Raw genomic sequence first — 1,219 nt, 5'->3', positions numbered from 1 at the left:
GTGGTATGACAATTCGCCCGACAAGCTTCATGTCGGCTTATATGCAGTTCCATGACACCCACGCTCTTGGTCAGTCAGTTAGCCTGGTCGCCAGCAATATGCGCGACGGCTTCGACCTCCGGCAGGGCTATCTTGAACTGCACCATCGTTATCTTCAGCTCATCGCCGGACGCCAGGAGTTGAAGTTCGGCAGCGAGCGCCTTATCGGTATCAGCGACTGGGCAAACAACAGCCGTACCTTCGATGCTTTCCGCCTGAGTATGGGAGGACGCAGGAACCACCTCGATCTATTCACCAGCTCTGTGGTTGCAGTGCATCCCACGTCCCTGGACACACATGGCGCAGGTCTGAACTTTCATGGAGCTTATGCGTCCCTGCGTTCGATCGTTCCCAATGCCAACCTGCAGCCTTTTGTCTATATCAAGGCCATGCGCTCCGTAACCAGCCAGCAAAAGATCGCCGGCAGTGAGTTGGAGACCACGTTCGGCACCGAGGTCGAAGGCGCTCTGCCTGCGCACTTCAGCTACCAGGCGATGGGAAACCTGCAGCGCGGCAGCTTCTCCAACGATGCGATCCATGCGGGTGCGGGCTTCGCGAAGGTCTACTACAGCGCGGCTAAACTGCCTTTACAGCCCCGGGCAGGTGTCGAGTATGACTACGCCACCGGCAACCCTCGTCGCAATCTCAACCGCATCAGCACCTACGACCAGCTTTATCCCAGCAATCACAACGCCTTTCAATTGATGGACCTGTTTGGGTTCCAGAACATCAAGCAGCGCCGGTTCAATCTCGATCTGCGTCCAACAACCAACCTTACGTTGCTCTTCCAGGCAAGCCATCAGACCCTGGCCACGAAGATGGATAGCCTCTATAACAGCGCAGGATCTGTTCTCATCAAGGCGCCTACGGCCGGGTTTACCAATACCAATCTCGGAAACTCTCTCGACCTCTCAGCCAAGTACGTTTACCGCGAGTCCGTCGTAGCCAATCTGGGCGTAAGCCATCTCTTCCCTGGCCAGTTGCTCAAAGACAACAGCAAGGGGCTTCCCGAGACGCTGCTTTACGTCGGCCTGACCTATCGCTTCCGCATGGATCACAATCCGCCGGCGGAATAGTTAGGGCTTGCCTAGAGTCTGCAGATGAGCAGTTCACGTTCGTAGATCATCTCCGGTGGCAAGTGAGCGTGGAGCAGGAGGAAGAGCTCCTCGTGATCCATCAC

General features: G+C 56.4%; 1 protein-coding gene. It reads left to right on the top strand.

Features of this window, described 5'->3' with window-relative positions; genetic code table 11:
• Positions 1-1,115, top strand: a 1,115-nt coding sequence (locus AB4043_RS26080) for an alginate export family protein (RefSeq protein WP_442308595.1), incomplete at its 5' end; no start/stop codon positions are given.
• Between the last annotated feature and the right edge of the window lie 104 nt (positions 1,116-1,219).

The sequence above is a fragment of the Terriglobus sp. YAF25 genome (assembly GCF_052113305.1).
Taxonomy (GTDB): Bacteria; Acidobacteriota; Terriglobia; order Terriglobales; family Acidobacteriaceae; genus Terriglobus.
This window is presented reverse-complemented; position numbering and strand designations above follow the sequence as displayed.